25 protein-coding genes are annotated in these 22,558 nt (G+C 43.9%); 15 read left to right on the top strand and 10 right to left on the bottom strand.

The genetic code is table 11. From position 1 onward, the window contains the following. Nucleotides 1-87: 87 nt before the first annotated feature. Entirely contained in the window at nucleotides 88-1,194 is a 1,107-nt protein-coding gene (locus BJP34_RS17355) for a T3SS effector HopA1 family protein (RefSeq protein ID WP_070393426.1), read from the top strand. Between the two features lie 335 nt (nucleotides 1,195-1,529). On the opposite strand, the gene BJP34_RS17350 is transcribed toward BJP34_RS17355, so the two are convergent. The 8 genes from BJP34_RS17350 to BJP34_RS17325 all read right to left on the bottom strand — a co-directional run bounded on the left by BJP34_RS17350 (nucleotide 1,530) and on the right by BJP34_RS17325 (nucleotide 9,830). Then, the gene (locus tag BJP34_RS17350) at nucleotides 1,530-2,519 is read right to left on the bottom strand and encodes a cation diffusion facilitator family transporter (protein WP_070393425.1); all 990 of its coding nucleotides are present in this window, start codon (nucleotides 2,517-2,519) and stop codon (nucleotides 1,530-1,532) included. Nucleotides 2,520-3,050: 531 nt separating this feature from the next. Beyond that, the gene (locus BJP34_RS17345; protein WP_070393424.1) at nucleotides 3,051-5,531 is read right to left on the bottom strand and encodes a DUF3604 domain-containing protein; all 2,481 of its coding nucleotides are present in this window, start codon (nucleotides 5,529-5,531) and stop codon (nucleotides 3,051-3,053) included. Nucleotides 5,532-5,561: 30 nt separating this feature from the next. Next, nucleotides 5,562-5,690 (bottom strand): hypothetical protein, encoded by a 129-nt coding sequence (locus tag BJP34_RS49005; protein ID WP_267876594.1) that lies wholly within the window; start codon nucleotides 5,688-5,690, stop codon nucleotides 5,562-5,564. A 78-nt stretch (nucleotides 5,691-5,768) separates the two neighbouring features. Then, nucleotides 5,769-6,803, bottom strand: coding sequence for a HupE/UreJ family protein (locus BJP34_RS17340; protein ID WP_229424419.1), 1,035 nt, complete (start codon nucleotides 6,801-6,803; stop codon nucleotides 5,769-5,771). Nucleotides 6,804-6,961: 158 nt separating this feature from the next. Next, a complete protein-coding gene (locus BJP34_RS17335) occupies nucleotides 6,962-7,753 on the bottom strand; it encodes a peptidyl-prolyl cis-trans isomerase (protein WP_149031022.1) in 792 nt (263 codons plus the stop codon). A gap of 273 nt (nucleotides 7,754-8,026) precedes the next feature. Further along, the gene (locus BJP34_RS43545; protein ID WP_158517270.1) at nucleotides 8,027-8,200 is read right to left on the bottom strand and encodes a hypothetical protein; all 174 of its coding nucleotides are present in this window, start codon (nucleotides 8,198-8,200) and stop codon (nucleotides 8,027-8,029) included. Nucleotides 8,201-8,368: 168 nt separating this feature from the next. Then, nucleotides 8,369-8,992, bottom strand: coding sequence for a J domain-containing protein (locus BJP34_RS17330; protein ID WP_070393422.1), 624 nt, complete (start codon nucleotides 8,990-8,992; stop codon nucleotides 8,369-8,371). A 241-nt stretch (nucleotides 8,993-9,233) separates the two neighbouring features. Then, nucleotides 9,234-9,830: an ATP-dependent Clp protease proteolytic subunit gene (locus BJP34_RS17325; RefSeq protein ID WP_070393421.1), complete on the bottom strand. Its 597-nt coding sequence runs from the start codon at nucleotides 9,828-9,830 to the stop codon at nucleotides 9,234-9,236. Here BJP34_RS17325 and BJP34_RS40040 point away from each other — a divergent pair. After that, complete coding sequence (locus BJP34_RS40040; protein ID WP_149031021.1) at nucleotides 9,811-9,996, top strand: hypothetical protein; 186 nt, start codon at nucleotides 9,811-9,813, stop codon at nucleotides 9,994-9,996. The genes BJP34_RS17325 and BJP34_RS40040 overlap by 20 nt on opposite strands. A 95-nt stretch (nucleotides 9,997-10,091) precedes the next feature. Here the strand turns inward: BJP34_RS40040 and BJP34_RS17320 are convergent, their stop codons facing one another. Then, nucleotides 10,092-10,748, bottom strand: coding sequence for an ATP-dependent Clp protease proteolytic subunit (locus tag BJP34_RS17320; protein WP_070396724.1), 657 nt, complete (start codon nucleotides 10,746-10,748; stop codon nucleotides 10,092-10,094). 215 nt (nucleotides 10,749-10,963) lie between these two features. Here BJP34_RS17320 and BJP34_RS17315 point away from each other — a divergent pair, with 215 nt between their 5' ends. From BJP34_RS17315 to ftsH4, 9 genes are all read left to right on the top strand, one after another. Continuing rightward, entirely contained in the window at nucleotides 10,964-12,205 is a 1,242-nt protein-coding gene (locus BJP34_RS17315) for a vWA domain-containing protein (protein ID WP_070393420.1), read from the top strand. Between the two features lie 496 nt (nucleotides 12,206-12,701). After that, the gene (gene psb34 / locus BJP34_RS17310) at nucleotides 12,702-12,908 is read left to right on the top strand and encodes a photosystem II assembly protein Psb34 (RefSeq protein ID WP_070393419.1); all 207 of its coding nucleotides are present in this window, start codon (nucleotides 12,702-12,704) and stop codon (nucleotides 12,906-12,908) included. 64 nt (nucleotides 12,909-12,972) lie between these two features. Continuing rightward, nucleotides 12,973-13,179 (top strand): photosystem II assembly protein Psb34, encoded by a 207-nt coding sequence (gene psb34 / locus BJP34_RS17305; protein WP_070393418.1) that lies wholly within the window; start codon nucleotides 12,973-12,975, stop codon nucleotides 13,177-13,179. A 48-nt stretch (nucleotides 13,180-13,227) separates the two neighbouring features. Further along, the gene (gene psb34 / locus BJP34_RS17300) at nucleotides 13,228-13,434 is read left to right on the top strand and encodes a photosystem II assembly protein Psb34 (protein WP_070393417.1); all 207 of its coding nucleotides are present in this window, start codon (nucleotides 13,228-13,230) and stop codon (nucleotides 13,432-13,434) included. 51 nt (nucleotides 13,435-13,485) lie between these two features. Next, nucleotides 13,486-13,719 carry a photosystem II protein, Psb35-related gene (locus BJP34_RS17295; RefSeq protein ID WP_070393416.1) on the top strand — a complete coding sequence of 78 codons (234 nt, stop codon included), beginning with the start codon at nucleotides 13,486-13,488 and terminating at the stop codon, nucleotides 13,717-13,719. A 77-nt stretch (nucleotides 13,720-13,796) separates the two neighbouring features. Next, on the top strand, nucleotides 13,797-14,027 hold the full coding sequence (locus BJP34_RS17290) for a photosystem II protein, Psb35-related (RefSeq protein WP_070393414.1): 231 nt from the start codon (nucleotides 13,797-13,799) through the stop codon (nucleotides 14,025-14,027). Between the two features lie 92 nt (nucleotides 14,028-14,119). Next, nucleotides 14,120-14,350, top strand: a complete 231-nt coding sequence (locus BJP34_RS17285) for a photosystem II protein, Psb35-related (protein WP_070393414.1) — start codon at nucleotides 14,120-14,122, stop codon at nucleotides 14,348-14,350. Nucleotides 14,351-14,361: 11 nt separating this feature from the next. After that, the gene (locus BJP34_RS17280) at nucleotides 14,362-14,553 is read left to right on the top strand and encodes a DUF2949 domain-containing protein (RefSeq protein WP_070393413.1); all 192 of its coding nucleotides are present in this window, start codon (nucleotides 14,362-14,364) and stop codon (nucleotides 14,551-14,553) included. Between the two features lie 640 nt (nucleotides 14,554-15,193). Continuing rightward, entirely contained in the window at nucleotides 15,194-17,074 is a 1,881-nt protein-coding gene (gene ftsH4 / locus BJP34_RS17275) for an ATP-dependent zinc metalloprotease FtsH4 (RefSeq protein WP_070396723.1), read from the top strand. Nucleotides 17,075-17,330: 256 nt separating this feature from the next. Here ftsH4 and BJP34_RS17270 read toward each other — a convergent pair whose 3' ends face one another. Then, a complete protein-coding gene (locus tag BJP34_RS17270; RefSeq protein ID WP_229424418.1) occupies nucleotides 17,331-17,609 on the bottom strand; it encodes a hypothetical protein in 279 nt (92 codons plus the stop codon). A 541-nt stretch (nucleotides 17,610-18,150) separates the two neighbouring features. Between BJP34_RS17270 and BJP34_RS17265 the strand changes: the two genes are divergently transcribed. From BJP34_RS17265 to BJP34_RS17240, 4 genes are all read left to right on the top strand, one after another. After that, the gene (locus tag BJP34_RS17265; RefSeq protein WP_070393412.1) at nucleotides 18,151-18,501 is read left to right on the top strand and encodes a hypothetical protein; all 351 of its coding nucleotides are present in this window, start codon (nucleotides 18,151-18,153) and stop codon (nucleotides 18,499-18,501) included. 881 nt (nucleotides 18,502-19,382) lie between these two features. Beyond that, nucleotides 19,383-19,589: a type II toxin-antitoxin system HicA family toxin gene (locus BJP34_RS17260; protein WP_083305225.1), complete on the top strand. Its 207-nt coding sequence runs from the start codon at nucleotides 19,383-19,385 to the stop codon at nucleotides 19,587-19,589. 44 nt (nucleotides 19,590-19,633) lie between these two features. After that, nucleotides 19,634-19,846 (top strand): type II toxin-antitoxin system HicB family antitoxin, encoded by a 213-nt coding sequence (locus BJP34_RS17255; RefSeq protein ID WP_070393411.1) that lies wholly within the window; start codon nucleotides 19,634-19,636, stop codon nucleotides 19,844-19,846. A 1,379-nt stretch (nucleotides 19,847-21,225) separates the two neighbouring features. Beyond that, nucleotides 21,226-22,557 (top strand): sedoheptulose 7-phosphate cyclase, encoded by a 1,332-nt coding sequence (locus tag BJP34_RS17240; RefSeq protein ID WP_070393408.1) that lies wholly within the window; start codon nucleotides 21,226-21,228, stop codon nucleotides 22,555-22,557. Nucleotide 22,558 lies beyond the last annotated feature (1 nt).

Below are 22,558 nucleotides of genomic sequence, written 5' to 3'. Positions count from 1 at the left end.
AGCGCGGTCTTGGGGGTTTCCCCCATGAGCGACTGCATCAAGACAGGGTAATTATCCGGACATCATATAAGTCTTAAGGTTTTGATTATGCAATTACTGGATGCTTTACGAACTCAACGACTGGATTCTTCTATACCTGGAGTGCTGGATGTTTTTTCTGATATTCTTAGCAACGTTCAGATTCAATCTAATTTCTATATTACTCATCCAGAGTACAAACCCCTGGAACTTCCTGATGAAGTGGTAGCTCGTTTTCAGCAACTACCCTTAAAGATCCAGAATAGGTATCTGAGCCTGCAACTGCGAACGTTTCTCTACCGTATCTACTACAACGGGTCTTATCAAACTACTCTTCCAGCGGATCACAATTCAAATGGTTGGGCAGTTGACGAGGATTTGGAGAACAATACCGTAAGGGGGCTTAATCTAGAGTTTTGCCAGCGATTGTGTGAAAGTAATCACTCTCAAGGCTACTTTGACCCAGGCTGGTTAGTGCTAAGGCAGGAAAGTGATGGTAGTGTAGCTGTGGAAAAGAAGGGTCTAATTCTGCACATTAGGCCAGATTTCCATTTACAACCGATTGATAGGGCTGCTACTATAGGGAGCTTAGTGGCAATCCGGATGCCCCCCAATTTAGTTCAAAACGGATTCTATGTAGCGGTTGGGAATGCTGGTCGAGTTAATCCTTGTCATTCAGATGGTGAGCACCAGACAGTAAATGTTTATTTTAATCTCAGTCCTGAAGGTGCAGTTGCTGTTATGAAAGCTATCACTGAGGGATTGAACCGAGTCAAAATTCCGTTCACGTTTAAGGTGCTATACAATCCTTCTGACTACGGGCGTTATGATTCAGGGATTCTGTGCTTTGAAAAGGGTAATTATAGAACAGTTAAACCCATGCTTAAGACTGTTTATGCTCAACACAAATCCCATTTTATGCAAGGGGTGCCTCTGTTTACGAAGCAGCTGTTACCAGGACTGGCTCTATCAGAAGAACCGGATTATAAATTTACCCCTAAAGAAGATTTTGGCATGAATCGCTGCCAAATTGTTGCTAATGCGTTACTAGAAGCTTGGCTACAAGGTCACGACTCCCCAGAAGGTCGGATGAATTTTATCCTCCACAACTTTTCTTTGCTTGGAATTGATCTGAAGCGTCCTTACTTGAATGCTAACTCGAAAGATATTTATTAAGCTAGTATATCATGTTCGGTTGAACATTTATAAATAGTAGGTAATAGGGAACAGGGAACAGGGAACAGGGAACAGGAAACAGTAGCAAAGCGCTCCGAAGAGTTTTTCATGTTATGAAAAATCAGCCAGATTGTTCATGACCTATTTGTAAATGCTATAGCGTTTCTAATACTTATAAGGTAAAGTCAATTTTATTAGCCCGACTCCCGACTCCCGACTCCCGACTCCCGACTCCCGACTCCCGACTCCCATTAACCCCAAGGGGGTAGTATCTAACCGAATTGATAAATGCTATCTTATTATCTGCCCATCGCCGCTTTCAAAACACATTGAAGTCACAAAACATCTGGTTGAACTTGTACTGCTACGTTGGTTAGGTAGGGCATATGGGTTTGAATTTGGTCTTTTACTTGAGTGACAATTGCTGCTCCTTCCAGGACGGAAAGGGTAGAGTCAACAGAAATAGCTACTTCTGCATGTAGTTTACGTCCGATCCATCTGGCTTGGATACTTTTAACGTTTTTAACTGCTGATACATGACTAACAGCATGGCGGACTTGATTAATAGTTTCTGGTTCCACACCATCTAACAACCGAGTGAAGATCGTTTTGCCGGAATCCCAAACAATTCGCAGTAGGACTAGGGTAATCAATAACCCAATTACTGGATCTGCCCAAGGATAGCCTAACCACAACCCCAAAGCACTCAATCCAACCGATAAGCTAACTAAACCATCAGCACGAGCATGATACCCATCGGCCACTAAGGCAACACTGTCAATTTCTTTACCTACTCGAATTCTAAATAAGGCTACAATCTCATTACCGATAAATCCGATAGCTGCTGCTACAAACAAGGCCCCTAAATGGTCTAGGGATTGAGGATGAAGAAGGCGCTCGATGGATTCGTATCCTGTAATGAAAGCACTTAATAAAACCAGACTAACAATTGCTACTCCGGCGAGGTCTTCTGCCCGTCCATAACCATAGGAAAAGCGCTGATTGGGCTTCCAACGAGCCATGAAGAAAGCAATGCCTAGAGGGATAGCAGTAACAGCATCGCCAATATTGTGAATTAAATCAGCTAGTAAGGCCACACTTCCTGAAATCCAGAATACCACTGCTTGCAAGGTTACTGTCAGCATCAGCCCCACAAATGACCATTTCACTGCCCAGATTCCTCGCTCAGAGCTAGTGATTTCTGGATCAATACTGCCGTGGGTATGGCTATGCTTGCCTTCTCCATGGCTGTGACCATGAGAGTGACCATGACTATGACCATGAGAGTGACCATGGCTGTGGTCTGCTGTTGTTGTTTTTAACATAATTTTTGCATAGTTGTTGAGATATTTGGGAATACAGCGGTTTTCAATTGGGTTAGGTACAAAGTCCTGGGTTTTAGGGAACAGGGAACAGCGGATCTGGGAACAGAGAACAGGGAAGAGGGAAGAGGGAAAAAATCCTGTGTACCTCAGGTGCGACCCGTGGCGAATTTAATTCTTAATGGGTCAAGCGCACCTAATAGTTATGAAAAACGCTGTCAAATAATTTTATGAATAAATTCGTTGTAAATGGTTGATTATTTACCATCCACAACGAATCTCAAAGTTTCTGGAAAGTGTTATACCAAATCACCAAAAATGTGTAAGCATATGCGCTACGCGCACGCTACGCGAACAGCGGTCAGCCGTGAGCTAAAAGCTCACGCGTGCGCGTTCAGCCGTCAGCTTAAAAGAAACCTCAGCACCTCAATTAGCATGCCCATAGCCCTAATCGCTGATAACTGATAGCTGATACGCGACACGCTGATAGCTGAATGCTTACGGAATTTATACCAACCTTTTAGGGTGTTGGTATTATTTTTGGGAAATTTCCCATTTACAGTAACCGCCATCTAGAGGATTGCAGGCAATGTAGCGAGCATCTACGAGACGGTTGACTAGATGCTGTACTAGAGTATTTACTGGACCATCTACTGGAGCGTCTTGTAGAGCGCTTACTAGACGCTCTAATGAAGGTTCTACGTTATAGATACCATAGATACTCCATCCAATTTGCTTACCACTAATTTTCTCATAGCGGAGGTTGTCACGAATTTCGTAATCCGATACATCCAGTCGATCAGTATTGATGTAAACAATTCGCTTACCTTTGGTAGTATAGCGAGATGAATACTGTTGACCAGTAAACAGATTCTTTTGAACCAAAGTCTGACCGACAGTTAATTCCTTGAGCTGATCATCATTAAGGGGCTCAATTCCTGCTTCCTCAAACAGTTGGACAGTGAAAGGACCATTAGCTGCTATGGCATCTTTTAACGTCCAATTGGGGATAGTACCTGGAGTGTACCAAATTGGGGAAGACCAAGCTCTTTCCTTAATCGTAGAATCTACAGGAAAGTTTCCTGATGGGTTTTCCGGGTCTTTTCCAAGGTATAAGGCATCGTAAGTACTCCAGCGACAGGTTGGAGATTCTAAAACTCGTGCGTAATAGAAAGCTCGCTGGGAAGAATCAAAATTAGGATCACTCCAGGTATAACTTAACTGTGAATCTCCTGTTTCTGTATTGAGTAAATCTAGACAGTCCTGTTCAGAGGTAGGTTTCTCTACAGCATTAAAAGGACAAAGATGAGTAGATGGATCTGGTGTGAGACCATCAGAACAGACGACATCGTATACTGCTTCTTTAGTAACCCCTTCTGCTTCCCAACCTTTAATAATTTGCACTCGTTGTAGAGGGGCGCTATTTACATCCCGCATTGCCAACACCATGAAATCTGGTGCTTCGTCTACAGGAGCATTGGTCAAGTCGCCCCCCATGGGTACGCCTTCAGCGTAGGCTACCTCAACCCTGTCTGATTGATTATGCAAGTCATTTGGATAGTCCCAGCCACCGAAGAGACGGACTTTGAGACGAGTACCACTAGTTCCGAAGGTTTCCTTGCGGCGCAGAGCATCGAAGATAGAGTTACGGGTATTTTCTTCAGCCCAAACACCAGCAAGGGCACCAGGACTATTGATAATAGCACCCCCTTGATCGAAAAGAGATTCACCAAGTACTCGCTCTTCAGGAGTATCTTCTCTACCTGCATGGTGACCAGCATAAATATTTTCTTCTGTTCCACCCGGATCTCCATTATGGGTATCACGGCTACCAATAATCCCAAGTTTGAAAGGATTTTTGCCAATTTCTCCCTCTAAAAGCAAGCCCTTCTTTAAGGCATTGCGGACAAAAGAACCCTCTTGGACACATTCAGGAGTTCCCTCGGGAGAGTTTTCAGGACAGGGTTCAAAAAATTGCTCGAAGGCACACTCTTCATCACTTGAACCTACGCCAAAGGCACATTCTGAGGCTCCTTTTGACTGGGCAATTTCTACTAGAGGTTCTAGGTTAATGCGTCGGTCAATGTCCTCATTAGTATATTCTTCGCCGTAGGTGGTGGTCATACCAAAGGTTTTTCCCCAGGAGTAATTCGAGTTGTGAGGAATAGCAAGTACTTGACAATCACCCTGACAGTTACTCTCAAGCCACTCCCAGAGTCTGGTATCGGTATATAAATCGTATGCAGAGCCTGCTTCCTCTGTGACATTACTTCCCCGGAAAATGACATTACGGTGAATCATTCCGCCTGCCTCAAGAGTAGGAGAGTACTCAAAGGCTTTGAAGGTTGTGAAAGTACCTGGGTTGTTAAAACTTTCGGTAATTTCCTGAATCTCTTGCCAAGTTCCCTTAGAAGCCTCACGGCAAATGTCTGTACCGTCCTCAAGATTGCAAAATTCAAAGCGCTCTGGTGGTTTTTTTGAGGCACCTGCAAATCCCTCATAAAATATTTCTATGTCTTTCTGACGAATTCCTTGACAATCCTCATGGTTGTAGACCGGGCTATTCTCATCTTCAACACAAAGATTGTATTCCCCCATGGTTTCAGCATGGTCGGTAACAGCAGTAAAATCTAGGGGTTCTAAAAGTTCATGACACAAAGGAGCGTCGTTGTCTCCTCTTGGATTGTTGATTGCTTCTGGAGGACATTCCTCAGTTGTGCCTGCTCTACCAGCAATGGGTACAGGTTCTCCTGTCGCAAATCTGTAAGCCGCTCTTGGGTCATTAGTATTACCAAAGATGTAGCTATCCAGAGAGTAGTTGGTGTGGACGTGGAGGTCACCAAAGAACGGTTGTTTGTTAATGGGATCGCAGGATTCAGTTTCACATTGGTAGTCATTGGCTTCGCTAGCCGCCAGAGCCGGATTAGTCAAACCAATTGCGAGCCAGAAAAATGCGATCGCAATCGCTCCCCAAGGGATAATCCCCCTGAGATACCTCAACCAAGTTTTTCGCACGAATCATGTACTCCTTTAAATTGAATTGAACTAGAGATATATAGTGCTACGCACAAGGCAAGAGGCAAAAGGCAAAAGGCAAAAGTTTACTACAACAGCTTTTGAGCTTTTATCAATGTCAAACACCTTAATGCGTAGTGCTATACTCTGGGTTAGCAACAGTCGAGTCCCTTTGGAACCAGGCTGACCTTGTAGGCCAGAAGCACTCCTGAACCTCTGAGACTACAGCTAACCCACTCACCAAAATGCCGACACGCGCTGTAGGCACCAAAAGGCTGACACCGAACCAATGGCGTAGGGCGGAAGCCACTTTAGCCATTGGGGCCAGCTTACGTCCAATTGGCGCACTCCCCATCGCAACCCGAGAACGCTGAGAACGAACACAACTTGTCCAATCTCTACGCCCACGTTAAATAGGAGTAACGCCAGGGGAATTTCTGCTTGAGGAATACCCACCTCGGTCAAGGCTCCGGCAAAACCGAAGCCGTGGAGCAGTCCAAAGGTGAGAGCCACTAGCCAAGGGGATTTTTCGGTTAAACCAGGCTTCCCTTGACGGCTATGGGCTAATTCCGCAGCCAGAAATAAAATACTTAAGGCAATTACTGCTTCTACGGGAGTTTGAGGAATCTTGACAAGACCGAGGGTTGCTGCACCCAAGGTCATGCTATGAGCCAGGGTAAAAGCAGTAATGGTTTTGAATAGGAGCCAAGTACCTCTAACAATTAGTACTAGCCCCAAGACAAATAGCAAATGATCAATACCACTAAAGATGTGTTCTACCCCTAGCCTCAGATAAGACCACGTGAACCTGGAATTTTCTTCAGCTCCAGGAATGATATAGGAAGGGGAATTAGGACGGGCGATCGCACTACGAACTTGCCCATTAGCAAACTCTAATCTGAGCAGGGTATTAACGACAGTGTCTTTAAGTCCTTCAATGGTAATGGTTTTTCCTACTAAGCCATCCTCTCCACAACCGACTCGCCAACGGTACAAGCTTGCCCCAGAAACGGCATAGGAGGAGCGGGGTTGCAGTTCTTGGCAGTTAGAAGGCAACTGGGGATTCAGCTCCAACTGCATTGGTATTTCCTCTCCTAATGTCGGCACTTTCCAACTCACGTCGAACTCCCCTGGTGCTTCCTCAATCATTTCCAGGTAAGCTGGCTGCAAACCGTGGGCATAGGCTGGGGCTGGAGTCAACAACAGCAGACTCAACAGCAGTACTAAACCTATTCCCGCTATTCCCGAAATCCACGAGGAGGGTGTGGGCACCAGAACAGAGATGGGGGAGTGTGGGAAGTGTGGGAAGTGTGGGGGGAATTTTGGATGTGATTGTCCTTTATTCTTTCTTGCTAACCGAGCAGTATTGCTTGTGCTCCTTGTAGGAGCTGTCACGAGCAATTTTCTTCTACCCAGAATCTCGATGTTCTTCATACTGCTCTCGCCGCCAGTGCGTTCTGATCAATCTTGATGTTGTAGTGCTCTCGCAATTTTTGATAGCTAGACTTTTCAGCGTCTTGACGACGAGCTTGCAGCCAATCTTGCAGGACTTGTTTTTGCACCTCTGCCAATTCCGGTAAGTAAGACTCAACCCGCTTTTGGATTTTAACCAGATGAAAACCGTAGCTCGACTCTATCGGACCTTGCCACCCACCTGGTTGTAGGTCAAACAGCGCCTGGGCAAAGCCTTTACCAAATAATCGACCTATCTCTGCTTGGGACTTGAGAGGATACTGGAATTGCAGCATAAAGGGATCCCCTAAATTGGATGTTTTCTGCGGGGGATTGGCTGTTGTTTTTAAGGTTGCCAAGACTTCTGCCGCATCATTCTCAGCCTCGGTGCGGCGACGGTCTTCGCTAAAATAGATGTGAGTAAATGCAATACGAGTGGGAACGCGGTAGGCGTCTGGGTGTTCCTCCAGATGGGCTTGCAGTTTCGCTGTTGTTGGCTCTACCTGGCTGGCCATATTCCGCGATAGAAACTCCATTTCTTGCACTAAACGGCGGCGAATGATGATATCCTCTTGATCTAGCCCTAAGGCCAAGGCTTCTCGATACAGAACTTCTTCTCGAATGTAGTTATCAATTAGGGCTTGGAGTTGTTTGTCGCTAGGCTCTGTCCGCCATTGCCGCTTCCAGTTTCTCTCCAGCTTGTCAATGGTTTGAGCGGAAACTTCAATGGTGTTTCCCTGGCTGGCTTCTGCGGTCGTGCTATTTAGCACACTGTAGAGTCCAAATAGCAAGGTTCCAATAATGAGGAAATGAACAAGGGGCTCACGTAGCCAGTTTATAAGTAGATCTTTTAGCTTTACAACAATCACCTTTGACTCACTTTAAGTATCAGATAATCCCAAATTCGGAGCAATCATATCAATCAGATAAGTCAGAGAAGACAACGTTCAATTTTCAATAGTTTTACCCAATATATAGTTAACTATATATATATATATATATAGAATTAATTTATACCCTTTTTTAGGTTTCCACGAAATAATTTATTTGTCAAGGTTTTCTTGATAACTATTTACAAACTCTTCAAACCCTTGCTGTGATTGGTTTTTGGTAATTTGGAACTTTTGATTCCATTGGCCTATGGCCACGCTACGCGAACAGAGCATTCCAGGACAATTTTTGAAAGAGAAACCATCGAGATACTGTCTGTTAGACATTCAGAAAACTATCCCTTTGTCAAGGATTTCTTGATCACTCTTTACAAAAGTTAGGCGCAAAATTTGAAGAAGATGGGTTACGGCTCTCAGAACTCCCGACTCCCGACTCCCGACTCCCGACTCCCTTAAAGACAAGGTACTTCGTGATATTGATAAATGCTATTAAAGCTAGATCATCTGCTCGATCGCAAGAAAATCCTGTTCTATCTGAGCACACAGAGACTTATTGTAGGGGTCAGTCTTGAGGGCTTTTCTAAGATAATTTCTAGCTTTATCGAGCTTGTGCTGTTTAACCAAGTGTCTTGCCCAAGTTTGATAAGCGATCGCTTGCCACTGACGCACTTCTGGGTCTTGGGGCATTCTTTGAGCCAAGGCTTCGACTAATGCGATCGCTCTCATCAACCGTCGCTCCCGAAGCAATTGCTGGAGTTGATGATAGGAATCCCACTTCAGCTGTTGTTCAACTGCTGAGAGGGGTTGATTTGACTCAACGGATGGTGGCTTAGGCGTTACCCAACTTGAGGTTGGCGGAGGTGAGTCCCCAGGCTGATTAGTGTGATTACCAAAGCTAGTGGCGGAGGTTAAGACTGGTTCACGGTCAGACTCTTTGATAGCACTGAGGAGAAGCTTATAAGCCTCCGTAAACCGAATAAACTTTTCTTGGGCAAGCTTGTCTCCAGGGTTAATATCAGGATGATACCGACGTGCCAGACGCCGATAAGATTCCTTTACTTCAACCTGCTTTGCTCCTGGATCTACACCCAATAAGCGATAGCAATCAGCCAGATTCATCAATGGGATAAGTAATCAATAAGGGTTTAGACAGACTTATCTATTTCCTATATATATATAGAGTACCCTGCTGAATAATGTAACTACTTTTCCCTTTATAATACTTGATCACCAGATCATCAAACAGCCCTTACGCACCAAGACGGTTACAACGGCGTTTATGGTTATAAATCAAAGTGTAATTACGGTTAACAACCGCCTTGGCACTGTAAGTTCTGATCAAATTTACCAGAGCAACAGTCTAGGGTGCTCTCTGGTCAATGACTTGGTCAATCAAGCCATACTCCTTGGCTTCATCGGCTGACATGAAAAAGTCCCGATCCATGTCTTTTTCGATTTTCTCTAGGGCTTGACCGGTATTTTGGGCGTAGATTTCATTGAGTTGATGGCGGATCCGCAAAATTTCCCTAGCTTCAATCTCAATATCCGTCGCTTGTCCACGAGTTCCCCCAGAGGGTTGGTGAATCATAATCCTGGAGTGAGGCAAGGCTATCCGTTTTCCTTTTTTACCTGCAGCTAGCAGGAAAGACCCCATGGAGGCAGCTAGACCAACACAAACGGTGACTACATCGGATTTGATATGCTGCATGGTGTCATAAATAGCCATGCCTGCGGTGACTGAACCACCAGGAGAGTTTATGTAGAGGATGATATCTTTGCTATTATCTTCAGAGTCGAGATATAGCATTACCGCAATGATCTGGTTGGTGATTTCGTCATCAACCTCTTTGCCTAGAAAAATAATCCGTTCCCGGTAGAGACGGTTGTAGATGTCAATCCACTCAGTATACTGACTTCCTGGCATCTGGTAGGGAACTTTGGGTACACCAATTGGCATAATTTGCTCCGAGTTAGTACTAGATTGTGGAAAAGGGGATGTAAAGATTGATCAATTTATGTTAGCTATCAGCTATCAGCCGTTGGCCGTAGGCCACGCTACGCGAACAGCCGTCAGTATTCATGCTAATCAACCGGAGATAGTCAACAAGCATCGGGGGCGCTGATACGGCTGGTTGAAAATCCCTGCTGGTTTTACTCATCCGAATAAGCTGATTGCTGATTGCTGATTGCTGATTGCTGATTGCTGATTGCTTACAACTTAAGTAATACCAGCAGGAATCGGAGTATCAAGCTCTTGAGGTTCTAGCACCCTGTCGATCAGACCATACTCTTGGGCTTGGTGAGGTGTCATGTAAAGGAAGCGATCCATATCTTTGGCAATTTTTTCTTGGTCTTGACCGGTATTGCGAGACAAGATATTGAGCATCGTCTTCTTATTGGTCAGAACTTCTTGAGCACGAATTTGGATATCCGTCGCTTGACCCTGGGCATAACTCCTGGGCTGATGTAGGACAATAGTGGCATTGGGTAAACTTGCCCGACAGCCTTTAGTTCCTGCAGAGAGTAGCATTGCTGCCATCCCGAGGGCTGAACCAATACAAATGGTGTGGATAGGGGGCTTGATGTAATTTATGGTGTCACAGATGGCAAAGGCTTCGGTTTCAAAACCCACGGGTTGGCCATCGTAACGGGATGTGCCGGTGGAATTGATGTAAATTTTAATGGGCTTGTCTGGGTCGTCGTACTGTAAATACAACAGTTCGGCAATAATTAATTCTGTTACCGCACTCACCAAGGGCATACCCAAATATACAATCCGCTCACTTAACAACAGCGAGGGTAAGTCTGGTGGCGGTGTCCGCTGGGCAGGTCTACCATAGTAGGTGGATTGAACAGCCTGGATGGGTCGTTTCATGATATTTGGGGCTGCAATAATGGCACTATCTTTAACCAGTGTAGCTTGCAATACTTTCTTCGTGCCGTTTACCACCCTAAAGGTTAAAACTGTAACATGGGGGAAAACTTTCTTATTTGGGGGTTATTGTAAGCAGCTCAATGGCTACACCCATGCTGACCGATAGCCTCTACACCCATTATCAATTACCCTTGCTGCCTTAGGAGCTATCTAACATGAAAGTTGGTTTGCACCCAGCCCTTAACGATACTAATATTGATGCTAATCAACCGAGTAGTCAGCGTCAGTTATCCATGGCGATTTCTGCGATCGCTGCTTCCTCCAGTCGAAGTGTACCCTTGAATTTGTGTCTGGTACTCGACCACAGTGGATCCATGCATGGGCAGCCTCTGGAAACTGTCAAGCAAGCAGCAGTGGGGTTAATTGAGCGCCTGCAACCGGATGACCGCCTCTCGATTGTGGCCTTTGACCACAGAGCGAAAGTGCTGGTTCGCAATCAACCGATGGGCAACCTAGACCAAATCAAACGAAAGATTAACCGACTTGCGGCTGATGGGGGTACCGCCATTGATGAAGGTCTAAAGCTAGGGGTTAAAGAATTAATTAAAGCTAAACAAGACACGGTATCTCAGGTGTTTCTGCTCACTGATGGGGAAAACGAACATGGAAATAATGAAAGCTGCATAAAATTAGCTGAACTGGCTGCTGAAAATAACTTGACCATCAACAGTCTGGGATTCGGTTCCAACTGGAACCAAGATATTTTGGAAAAAATTTCGGATATTGCTACTGGTAGCTTGTCTTACATTGAAGAACCAGAGCAAGCCCTGAGTGAGTTTGCACGTTTGTTCAACCGCATGCAGTCTGTGGGCTTAACTAATGCTTATCTGTTGTTGGATTTAATGCCAAAAGTGCGGTTAGCAGAGCTCAAACCCATCGCCCAAGTAGAACCAGATGCCATTGAACTCCCAGCACAATCACAAGGCGATCGCTTTATGGTACGTTTGGGAGACTTGATGACTGATTCAAAACGGGTGATTCTCGCTAACTTGTATGTTGGTAAAATGCCAGAGGGTCGTCAAACCATTGCCCATATACAAGTCAGATATGATGATCCATCCAGTGGTGGACAAGAGTTACTCTCGGAAATCGTGCCAGTCCAGGCAAATTTCCAGCAGGTTTATCAACCAGTTCCCAATCCTGAGGTACAGAAGCATATTCTAGCTTTAGCTAAATATCGTCAGACTCAAATTGCGGAAACAAAATTACAGCAGGGCGATCGCGCTGGGGCTGCCACCATGTTACAAACTGCGGCAAAAACCGCTATCCAGATGGGGGATAAAGGAGCCGCAACGGTACTGCAAACCAATGCTACGATTTTGCAAACTGGGGAAGACCTCTCAGAAGCTGATCGTAAGAAAACCAGAATTGTGTCTAAGACTCTGTTGCAGGAGTAATCAATTGTACGGGTAATCAATAAGGGTAGGGCATGATCATTGCCCCCCAATGCCCACAACATTTGCTTATACCAACAGGACTTACCCAGTCAGTCCTGTCCAAAGATATTGCTACACATCGGATCAGCCTATCAACTCCTCATTATCTAAAGGCTGACTAGGATCGGGCTGGGGGGATGCCATCTATGCCTAAAGATATAGGCCGAAAGTAATAACTTAAACAATCACACTTAAACCCTTAGACGTAAACACTTAGATTTAAACACTTATAAATAAGGATTATCAGCCATTATTTGGTTTTATAGGCGTAATTAGCAGTAATTACGCCTATTTACTGTTGTTAACTATTCAAAACTTAGGCTTTTTACCTTTTTGTCGGGTTTTTACACCTGACTCTATACGGTATGCACTACAAAAAGTATCTGTCAAGATGTTGAAACAAAAAGTTACATAGTGTTATATTTATTTACAGAAAGACGAAAGGAGAAAAAACCAAATGACTTTCAGCACTGACACCATTACCAAGTCCACTATGTACACCACCGTTGATGAAACTGGAGTCCTCAACAACTACGCTCCTGAAACCGAGATTTACTACGCAGACTTCCCTTCAGTAGAACAGCAGCGTAATTATATTTCCCAAGGTGCTATAGCTAGCTTGTTAGTCAGCTTGTTAATTTTGACTGCCTTCGGTATCAGCTAAGACCATTCCTTACTTGTTAGACCCAAAGCTTGTAAAACACAAAGACGAAAGGAGAAAAAACCAAATGACTTTCAGCACTAACACCATTACCAAGTCCACTATGTACACCACCGTTGATGAAACTGGAGTCCTCAACAACTACGCTCCTGAAACCAAGATTTACTACGCAGATTTCCCAACACCCGAACAGCAACGTAATTATATTTCCCAAGGTGCTATTGCTAGCTTCTTAGTCAGCTTGTTAATTTTGACCGCCTTCGGTATCAGCTAAGACCATTCCTTACTTGTAAAACACAAAGACGAAAGGAGAAAAAACCAAATGACTTTCAGCACTAACACCATTACCAAGTCCACTATGTACACCACTGTTGATGAAACTGGAGTGCTCAACAACTACGCTCCTGAAACCGAGATTTACTACGCAGACTTCCCTTCAGTAGAACAGCAGCGTAATTATATTTCCCAAGGTGCTATTGCTAGCTTGTTAGTCAGCTTGTTAATTTTGACCGCCTTCGGTATCAGCTAAACCATTGCTTACTTGTTAAACCCAAAGCTTGTAACAAACACAAAGGAGAAAATGATGACTATTGTAATTTCACTGTTAATTGTTGGTTGGACTGCTGCGGCGCTAATTGGTACTCAAGCTTACTTCCGTGGTGAGCAAACCAAGCCCATCCATGAGCGCAACTGGCGTAGTGAGTCTTTCAACAAACTGGCTAAATCCGTCACTGGTCAAGACACTGACTATAGCGATCGCACTCCCGCCTATGCCATGGATGCTTTTGCTAGCAACTCTCTGCCCAATTCCTAATCTTGAAGCATTTGACAGATCAAGCAATGCTTTAACGGTTTGACCCAAAGCTTGTAAAAAACACAAAGGAGAAAATGATGACTATTGTAATTTCACTGTTAATTGTTGGTTGGACTGCTGCGGCGCTAATTGGTACTCAAGCTTACTTCCGTGGTGAGCAAACCAAGCCCATCCATGAGCGCAACTGGCGTAGTGACTCTTTCAACAAACTGGCCAAATCCGTGACTGGTCAAGACACTGACTATAGCGATCGCACTCCCGCCTATGCCATGGATGCTTTTGCTAGCAACTCTCTACCCAATTCCTAATCTTGAAGCATTTGACACTGTGATGGGTGACAGATCAAGCAATGCTTTAATGGTTTGACCCAAAGCTTGTAAAAAACACAAAGGAGAAATCGATGACTATTGTAATTTCACTGTTAATTGTTGGTTGGACTGCTGCGGCGCTAATTGGTACTCAAGCTTACTTCCGTGGTGAGCAAACCAAGCCCATCCATGAGCGCAACTGGCGTAGTGACTCTTTCAACAAACTGGCTAAATCCGTCACTGGTCAAGACACTGACTATAGCGATCGCACTCCCGCCTATGCCATGGATGCTTTTGCTAGCAACTCTCTGCCCAATTCATAAACCAGAGGTCGATGCAGTCTTCAGTGCTAACTAAATTGATTCGCTGGTTACAGGAAGAGTTACAGATTCCTGGGGCTTCCATTGCCCTGGCCCTACGCCAGGGCGAACCAAGCCCAAACTTTTTACCCATGATTCTTTGGCAATACGGACTAATTACATTAGATCAATTAGATCAAATCTTTGATTGGTTGGAAGCCGTCTAAATCTATCTCTCGATATATAGCATTTATAGTTGAGTTGTGAACAGAATCCCTTAGGGAAAGGCAAGAGGCAAGAGGCAAGAGGCAAGAGTTAATCAACTATATAGGGATTTTTGGTAGCGATGCAGCAAGGGAACAGGGGGTTTCCCTCATGAGCGACTGCATCAAGACAAGGTCAAAAACGGTAATCGTTTTTTCCAATTCCTACACGAAATGCTATATATAATAAACCCATCTAAATTCTAGAAGCCTGACTGACCAAAGATTTCACAATTAATAAGCAAAAATACTTATCTAGCCCCTCTAAATACTAAAAGCCTGACTGACCAAAGATTTCACAATTAATAAGCAAAAATACTTATCATTAGGGATTTCAAAATAAGATGGGTTTACCCTGATCAAGTAAGTCACGGATTTTAGAGTTAATACCAATTCTCAAGACTGACACCGCTACACGTCAATTTTATCTCCCCATCTCCCCATCTCCCCATCTCCCCATCTCCCCATCTGAATCTGTAGTCCTACTTTGAACAATTTGTATAAATTTTAACCGTACCCTGGTAGGCTAAGAGTGAGGGCTTTTACCCTCTATAAGAAAAGCATTTTAAACAAAGATTACTTTGGATTTAACTACCTTGCATCTATGAGTATTAAAGACAAACCTCAACCCCCTCGCTCTCGCCTAATTGGCAATATTCTCTTGTTTTTAGGGGGTTTATTTCTTGTAGCTAACCTATTCTTGCCTGGGTTCTTCGGACCCAAAATCCCTCGGGTACCCTACAGCTTGTTCATTGACCAAGTCCAAGATGGAAAGGTAGCGCGGGTTTATGTTGGGCAAGACCAAATCCAATATCAGCTCAAAGCTGATACTGAACAGCAAGGACAAATTCTGATCACCACCCCAATCTATGACCTAGAGTTACCCCAACGGTTAGAAGATAAAGGAGTAGAATTTGCTGCTGCTCCTCCCCCTAAACGAAGCTGGTTTGCCATCGTGCTCAGCTGGGTGATACCTCCACTGATTTTTGTTGGCATTTTGCAGTTTTTTGCAGGGCGTTTTGGTGGTGGCGGACCCCAAGGTGCTTTGTCTATTAGCAAGAGCAAAGCCAAGGTTTATGTGCAAGATGATGCCACTAAAGTTACCTTTAATGATGTGGCTGGGGTAGAAGAAGCCAAGACTGAATTACAGGAAATTGTGGATTTTCTCAAAACGCCTCAACGGTTTACTAACATAGGAGCACGAATTCCAAAAGGAGTGCTATTAGTTGGACCTCCTGGAACGGGTAAAACCCTAATGGCTAAAGCAGTAGCTGGAGAAGCTGGTGTACCATTCTTTAGTATTTCTGGATCGGAGTTTGTAGAACTGTTTGTTGGTGCTGGTGCTGCCAGAGTCCGGGATTTATTTGAACAGGCCAAAAAGAAAGCTCCCTGTATTATTTTCATTGATGAGTTGGATGCTATTGGTAAGTCCCGTGCTAGTGGTGGTGGTTTTGTTGGTGGCAACGATGAGCGGGAACAAACCCTCAACCAGTTGCTAACGGAAATGGATGGATTTGCTGCTGGTGATGCCACCGTAATTGTCTTAGCAGCCACTAACCGCCCTGAAACCCTAGATCCAGCTCTGTTACGTCCAGGACGATTCGATCGGCAAGTGTTAGTAGACCGTCCAGACTTAGCCGGTCGCTTGAAAATTCTAGAAATCTATGCTAATAAGGTTAAGCTTGGGGAAGATGTGGATCTAAAAGCGATCGCAACTCGTACTCCTGGTTTTGCTGGTGCTGACCTCGCTAATCTTGTCAATGAAGCAGCCCTGTTAGCTGCCCGCAACCGCAAGGAAAAAGTAACCCAGGCGGACTTTGCTGAAGCGATTGAGCGAGTCGTGGCTGGTCTAGAGAAGAAAAGCCGGGTACTCAATGACAAAGAGAAAACCATCGTTGCTTACCATGAAGTCGGTCATGCTCTAGTTGGTGCTTTGATGCCTGGTGGTAGTAAAGTCGCTAAAATCTCGATTGTGCCACGGGGGATGGCAGCACTAGGCTACACCCTGCAAATGCCTACAGAAGACCGCTTCTTAATGGATGAAAAAGAACTCCAAGGTCAGATTGCCACCTTGCTTGGTGGACGGGCAGCGGAAGAGATTGTGTTTAATAGCATTACCACCGGCGCTTCCAATGACCTCCAACGAGCTACGGATTTAGCGGAGCAGATGGTAACTACCTATGGCATGAGTAAAGTGCTCGGACCCTTAGCTTACCAGAAAGGTCAGCAGTCAAGCTTTCTGGGAGATGGCATGATGAATCCCCGCCGCAATGTCAGTGATGAAACTGCTAAAGCAATTGATGATGAAGTTAAAGAGATTGTGGAAACAGGTCATCAACAAGCATTAGCGATTCTGAACGAGAATCGGGAGTTGCTCGAAACCATTGCTAAAGAAATATTGGACACCGAAGTAATTGAGGGTGACAAATTGCAAGAGCTTTTGAGTAAGGTTAAGTCTGCCGAGAAGGAGCCTGCTGTAGTTTAAACCCAATCAATTCATCCGGTTTAACTAAAAATTAACCACTGTATAGCAATTAAAATGGGGGTGCTAATCACCCCCATTTTAATGAAATAATTCTAGAGTAAAAATGTTTCTAGGCTAAAACCGAAGATAGCCTGTAGCCTAGGCTGAAGGAATAAATCTCCTTAATAAGCTAATGCGCATTTAAATTGGGATTTTTGAAGCCTAGACCTCTTACAGCAAGGTTTGTAAGCGATCAAAATAAATGCCGAACAGCTTATCACCAGTCTCTCGCCTTTTTCTTTTTAACGATTGCAATCACTGGCTGTGCATTTTCACTAACTATCCCTTCTTCTTTTAGCTGTTCGATCACTCCCGCAATCTTTCTGTATATTTTACCCTCACCATCACGGAGATCTGCGATGTCGTCACTATCATAACTGCCTAACTCTAGGATGATAGGATTCACAGTGTCTGCGGCTGCCACCGCATTAGTCGGAACCCAAAATGAGACACAAAGGAACAGCAAAAGAACTAAGCTAACCAATTTTTTAAACATGAAAAACCCTCTTTGTTTAGTTGTAAAGTTACCGTATTAGCTACTCAATTAGCTAATACTTCTACAGTAAATAAACTACATCATTGGTTGAATAATTGCAATTTTATTGCAATTATTTTCAGTAATTTCTACTATAAAGCAAGTGTTATGGCTTAAGTATTTATTCACGAGATTACGTCATATTAATGAAAATACCGATCACAATCACAATACTATGCTGACCTATAGTGTGTGGATGATTATACTTTCATGAGATAAAAATTTCCAACTATTTGTTAGTAGCAAAAAAATACTATGAAGAAGTAGAAAATGTGCCGATAGCCTCTAGGATAGTATCAATGATCGTTATGGAACAGGTGATTCAATTACAGAAAAGGGAATTCATTATGGTGTAGAGGTTTTCCGAAAAGTGTTTGATAATTTATCTAGGTAGGGTTTATCGAGAGAAGCTTGGTTAAATGACTTTCATTGTCCTAGTGGCAAATTTATTGTAGACGAATTAACATCCTTATAACTTAAATAGGTTAATAGTAGTGTTGTTATGAATGGATTATTTGATATTCTAGAAAAAATCGAAAAATGCCCTGGTATGTATATTGGTCGTCCTTCGGTAACCGATTTATTTATGTTTTTAGTTGGCTATGAATATGCTCGCAGTGAGATGGATATTGAGTTGACTGAAGCAGAAGCAAAATTTTATGAGGAGTTTCAACCTTGGCTACAGGAAAAACTGGGGGTTAAATCGGTTACGTCATGGGCTAAGTTAATTATGCTTTCTTGTCATACTGAAAAAGGAGGTTTTGAATATTTTTTTCGGTTGTTGGCTGAATTTAAACAAAACCATGGCTTGTTAGCTACAGAATCAAGTTCTGAATTTGTGCGTCAATCATGATTATTGATCAAGGTCAAAAAAAACTAGAAACTGCGCACCAGGCATCAGCAGTTTCAGTACCTGCACATAGCCCTTGGCATCAGTAGGGTTCTCGAACCGAGCGAAAACCACTGGTGGCATCGGTGGTAACAACCGAAGCACCACCCATGTCTTGATGCAGTCGCTCATGGGGGAAACCACGGCAGTCGCTCATGGTTTGAAGTTACCGTAAGATAGTGGAGCCTTATTAACAAATATTGAACCCTTTTCTGCATAACCTGCTAACTATAAAGGCTCCACTATCTAAGGTTTCGTCTCCGGGGGAACCCCCAAGACCGCGCTGCCTTCCCAAGACCGCGCTGCATCGCTGGGTATAGGCGATGGGACATAATATTAAGTTATCTCCTGTAAAGGGGACCCAGAGCCAGCCTGTGGCCTTGGAAAACTCTAAGGCTGGCTCTTCCCGTGGATTTTATTTTCCACAATTTCCTTTTAGCACAAAATTTTACTATTATGCTTTAATAGTAAAATTTTGTAAATATTTTTTTTGAGGGAGTAGGGAGTGTGGCAAGTATGGGAAGTGTGGGAAGTGTGGGAAGTGTCCCCCTGATATCAAAGTTTATTGTGGACGAATTAACATCTTTATAACTTAAATAGGTGAATAGTAGTGTTGTTATAAATGGATTATTTGATATTCTAGAAAAAATGGGTGGTTAGCTACAGAAGCAAGTTGTAAATTTGTGCTTAAATAATAATTATTGTAAAATATGAATGATTAGTTGAATAATTCTATTTCAATAATGAATTGAAAACTAGTAATGATGATTATACTAAAGTTTAGAACCCTTGAAGCATAACTAATTTTTGACTTGGACGAACTAGAGAATAGTTTTGTATAGGAAATGGGCAAATATGAAAAACTGCTGCAAAAAATTCTTACCGGGACATCCGACAAAAACATCAAGTTTTCCGAACTGTGTCAGCTACTCAAAAAATTGGGCTTTGACGAACGAATCAGAGGCGACCACTACATTTTTACTAAGGATAATGTAGAGGAAATCATTAATATTCAGCCCTATTGGAACCAAAGCCAAAGCTTATCAAGTTAGGCAAGTTAGAAATCTAATTGTGAAATACGGTTTAGGAGATAGCGATGCCAGTTAAGTACGAATTAATTATCTATTGGAGTGAATCAGACCAGGCTTTTATTGTAGAAGTGCCAGAATTACCTGGATGTATGGCAGATGGTCAAACTTACGTAGAAGCAGTAACTAATGCAGAAATTATTATCCGAGAGTGGATCGAAACGGCTCAAGAGTTGGGGCGTGATATTCCTACTCCCAAAGGACGGTTAATTTATGCCTAATAGATTCCTCTTAGATCAGATGAGAGCCAATTTTATTCAGCTGCAGGGGATGCTATCTGAAACTCCCCCCAGGGCAAACCCATCTAAATTCTCGAAACCTTAATCAGAATTAATAAGCAATAATACTTATTTTATTACTCTCATATCCAGTAGGTATTTTTAACTAAAATTTGTTTACCCTGAACAAAATTTGGAAAGCGTGAACCACCCCAGCCCCTGTTACCACAGTAAATACAGCTTTAACAGGCAATAATTTAACGATTTTCGGAGATAAGATGATATAAGGATAGGTAAATCGCTAAATAAAACTAAATTTGATTAAAAATAAGCTAATAAGTGCCTTTGACACCAGACTAATTAGTCTGCTTTAATCTACAGACGTGGGTAAAGAAATGTTAAGTAGCAAAAATCAGTGTTGATCAAATTTGCCGAAAACCCCGACAATGACTATTTCTTGATGAGCGACTGCATCAAGAAAAACCCTAAGACCAAGCCGGTAGTCGCTCATGGGGGGGATCCCCAAAACCGCGCTACCTCCCTGCGTCGCTTGTCGAAAATTATCCCCATCTGACCACCCGACCATCTCCCTACCTATTTTCTCCAAGGTTAAAACCGCCCTACTAGCACAACAGCTGTACCGGTCGCAATCAGGAATTGAGGAGGGTGATGATTACGGGTATGGCTACTGTGAGTGGGATTAGCCCGAGCAGCAGGTTAGTAGTAACAAATACCTATCTTAATAGGATGGCCGCCTAATGTCAACCACAAGGAATGACCCCCTTCACCCTAGAAGAGGCTCGTCCTGACTGCCTGTGTTGCCATCATTCGCAGTGCAGTGCTCCGGTTGTGTTAAACCTTTACCGTCGATTAAGTCTGTTCTTAGAAATACAGTTTTCTAAAAAAAATTTGTTGCTACCCCTAGGAAAATTTGTAAATTTTTGTTACACTACTCAAGTAGCAACGCTCAAGTTAAGCTAGTCACTGCTGAAAAAGCAAATCTAAAGAAAATGTAAAATTAGCGTTGCTCAAGCAATGCAGCGAGGTAGCGCCGGCAAAGGGGGTTACCCCACCATGAGTGACTACCGGTGCAGCCAAAGGGAGTTTTCCCCACTCGCGCTTTGCATAAAGACATTAAAGAATGAATTTAGATGGTCTGGTTTTGGTAAATCCCCCGTTGCTTCCCTAATTTTGGGTGAAGTTGAGGGTTTTGTTCCCTGCCCCGGTGCCCTTGCAGTCGTCGAATTAAATTCGCGCTTTGGTGCGCGCCGCCAAATTGGGGGGCTAGGGGGACGGAAATATACCTAGAAATCTGCCTTGCCATGTAAATTCTTCCATAGCAGTCGGAACATCCAAACAAGCAATCTCCAAACAACACAATTATGGTTCAAGCTAAACCTAATCCAAAATCACTAAAGCTCTCTCCTTCACAGTCAGAGCAGATTATTCAATTCCACCATCCAGAAAAGTACCGCACCTCAGAGTGGTACACCGGTCATGGAGAAATCGCTGCTAGTGGAGACGGTCGCTCTTTTGAAATCTCTGCTACCTATGCGCTTAAGGCAACAGTTAAATTAGTAGACGGAGTTTTCAACCCTGCTAATCCCACGTTGGCAGAGGTTTACAGTCGTCGCGGTCGTTGTGTAGCAATTGTGGATCAGACCGTAGATGAGCTTTACGGAGCCTCAATTCGCCGCTACTTCGAGGAGTATGAAATTCCTCTTAACTTACAGCCCTGCCGCGCTTGGGAATCTGACAAAACTCCCGAAACTGTCCACCGCTTGCTGAAATTTTTAGGTAAAGATGGCTGCGACGTGTCCCGGAACGAACCCGTACTAGTAGTAGGCGGCGGTGTGCTGAGTGACGTAGCTGGACTTGCTTGCGCCCTGCAGCACCGACGCACTCCTTATATTATGGTCGGAACCACGGTTGTGGCTGCTATTGATGCTGGTCCGTCGCCCCGCACTTGTACCAACGGTGCCCAATTCAAGAACAGCATTGGCTCCTATCATCCTCCAGTAATGACTTTGGTAGACCGCAGTTTCTTCCGTACTTTGGCGACAGGTCACGTCCGCAACGGTATGGCAGAAATTATTAAAATGGCAGTCACCGATGATCCGGTTCTGTTTGAGTTAATGGAACAATACGGTCCCCGCTTAGTAGAAACTCACTTTGCAACCATAGATGGCGATGAGAAACTCGCAGCGATCGCTGATACAGTCATCTATCGGGCATTGTTCTCCTACATGAAGCATGAAGGAACAAATATGTTCGAGACTTACCAAGACCGTCCCCACGCTTATGGTCACACCTGGAGTCCTCGCTTTGAACCTGCTGCCAAATTAATGCACGGTCATTCTGTCACCATTGGCATGGCGTTCGGCGCGACTTTAGCTGCAGAGATGGGCTGGGTCAAACCAGAAGAACGCGATCGCATTATCGCTTTGTGTCGCTCTCTCGGTCTGTCTGTTTACCACCCCATCCTAGAAGATATTGACCTGATGCTTGAAGGTCAGAAAAATATGCGGCGCAAGCGAGGAGAAGGGGGTTTGTGGGCTCCACTGCCTACAGGGATTGGTTCTTGTGATTACGCTCAAGAGGTATCCTCAGGATTGCTACAACTAGCCATTGACAAGCATAAGGAATTATGTTCTTCTTTTCCTGATGATGGAAAAGGCACAGAAATGTACCTCAGCGACCTCGGCCTTGAATAAA

It is taken from the genome of Moorena producens PAL-8-15-08-1 (genome assembly GCF_001767235.1).
GTDB classification, from domain to species: Bacteria; Cyanobacteriota; Cyanobacteriia; order Cyanobacteriales; family Coleofasciculaceae; genus Moorena; species Moorena producens_A.
Note: the sequence above shows the minus strand (reverse complement) of the source record. Positions and strands in the feature narration are given on the sequence as shown.

Bases quoted from the DNA above. Each gene is read 5' to 3' on its own strand.
- BJP34_RS17270 (WP_229424418.1), bottom strand. From the start codon at position 17,609: ATGTTTAAAAAATTGGTTAGCTTAGTTCTTTTGCTGTTCCTTTGTGTC.
- psb34 (WP_070393419.1), top strand. From the start codon at position 12,702: ATGACTTTCAGCACTGACACCATTACCAAGTCCACTATGTACACCACC.
- BJP34_RS43545 (WP_158517270.1), bottom strand. From the start codon at position 8,200: ATGTCTAACAGACAGTATCTCGATGGTTTCTCTTTCAAAAATTGTCCT.
- BJP34_RS17325 (WP_070393421.1), bottom strand. From the start codon at position 9,830: ATGCCAATTGGTGTACCCAAAGTTCCCTACCAGATGCCAGGAAGTCAG.
- psb34 (WP_070393418.1), top strand. From the start codon at position 12,973: ATGACTTTCAGCACTAACACCATTACCAAGTCCACTATGTACACCACC.
- BJP34_RS17260 (WP_083305225.1), top strand. From the start codon at position 19,383: ATGGGCAAATATGAAAAACTGCTGCAAAAAATTCTTACCGGGACATCC.
- ftsH4 (WP_070396723.1), top strand. From the start codon at position 15,194: ATGAGTATTAAAGACAAACCTCAACCCCCTCGCTCTCGCCTAATTGGC.
- BJP34_RS17295 (WP_070393416.1), top strand. From the start codon at position 13,486: ATGATGACTATTGTAATTTCACTGTTAATTGTTGGTTGGACTGCTGCG.
- BJP34_RS17285 (WP_070393414.1), top strand. From the start codon at position 14,120: ATGACTATTGTAATTTCACTGTTAATTGTTGGTTGGACTGCTGCGGCG.
- BJP34_RS17240 (WP_070393408.1), top strand. From the start codon at position 21,226: ATGGTTCAAGCTAAACCTAATCCAAAATCACTAAAGCTCTCTCCTTCA.
- BJP34_RS17355 (WP_070393426.1), top strand. From the start codon at position 88: ATGCAATTACTGGATGCTTTACGAACTCAACGACTGGATTCTTCTATA.
- BJP34_RS17320 (WP_070396724.1), bottom strand. From the start codon at position 10,748: ATGAAACGACCCATCCAGGCTGTTCAATCCACCTACTATGGTAGACCT.
- BJP34_RS17315 (WP_070393420.1), top strand. From the start codon at position 10,964: ATGAAAGTTGGTTTGCACCCAGCCCTTAACGATACTAATATTGATGCT.
- BJP34_RS17350 (WP_070393425.1), bottom strand. From the start codon at position 2,519: ATGTTAAAAACAACAACAGCAGACCACAGCCATGGTCACTCTCATGGT.
- BJP34_RS17280 (WP_070393413.1), top strand. From the start codon at position 14,362: ATGCAGTCTTCAGTGCTAACTAAATTGATTCGCTGGTTACAGGAAGAG.
- BJP34_RS17330 (WP_070393422.1), bottom strand. From the start codon at position 8,992: ATGAATCTGGCTGATTGCTATCGCTTATTGGGTGTAGATCCAGGAGCA.
- BJP34_RS17255 (WP_070393411.1), top strand. From the start codon at position 19,634: ATGCCAGTTAAGTACGAATTAATTATCTATTGGAGTGAATCAGACCAG.
- psb34 (WP_070393417.1), top strand. From the start codon at position 13,228: ATGACTTTCAGCACTAACACCATTACCAAGTCCACTATGTACACCACT.
- BJP34_RS17290 (WP_070393414.1), top strand. From the start codon at position 13,797: ATGACTATTGTAATTTCACTGTTAATTGTTGGTTGGACTGCTGCGGCG.
- BJP34_RS17265 (WP_070393412.1), top strand. From the start codon at position 18,151: ATGAATGGATTATTTGATATTCTAGAAAAAATCGAAAAATGCCCTGGT.